This window comes from Streptomyces sp. CLV115 (assembly GCF_038448545.1).
In the GTDB taxonomy this organism is placed as follows: Bacteria; Actinomycetota; Actinomycetes; order Streptomycetales; family Streptomycetaceae; genus Streptomyces; species Streptomyces sanglieri.
Window position 1 is genome coordinate 1 of the sequence record NZ_JBCEWQ010000422.1, and the last position, 445, is coordinate 445.

Sequence of the window (445 nt, forward strand, 5' to 3'; positions counted from 1 at the left end):
GACTACCCGGGTATCTAATCCTGTTCGCTCCCCACGCTTTCGCTCCTCAGCGTCAGTATCGGCCCAGAGACCCGCCTTCGCCACCGGTGTTCCTCCTGATATCTGCGCATTTCACCGCTACACCAGGAATTCCAGTCTCCCCTACCGAACTCTAGCCTGCCCGTATCGACCGCAGGCTTGGGGTTGAGCCCCAAGTTTTCACGGTCGACGCGACAAGCCGCCTACGAGCTCTTTACGCCCAATAAATCCGGACAACGCTCGCACCCTACGTCTTACCGCGGCTGCTGGCACGTAGTTGGCCGGTGCTTCTTCTGCAGGTACCGTCACTCTCGCTTCGTCCCTGCTGAAAGAGGTTTACAACCCGAAGGCCGCCATCCCTCACGCGGCGTCGCTGCATCAGGCTTCCGCCCATTGTGCAATATTCCCCACTGCAGCCCCCCGTAGG

General features: G+C 60.2%; 1 rRNA gene. It reads right to left on the minus strand.

From position 1 onward, the window contains the following. Window positions 1-445: ribosomal RNA gene (locus AADR41_RS42455) — 16S ribosomal RNA — on the minus strand; the annotation flags it as partial.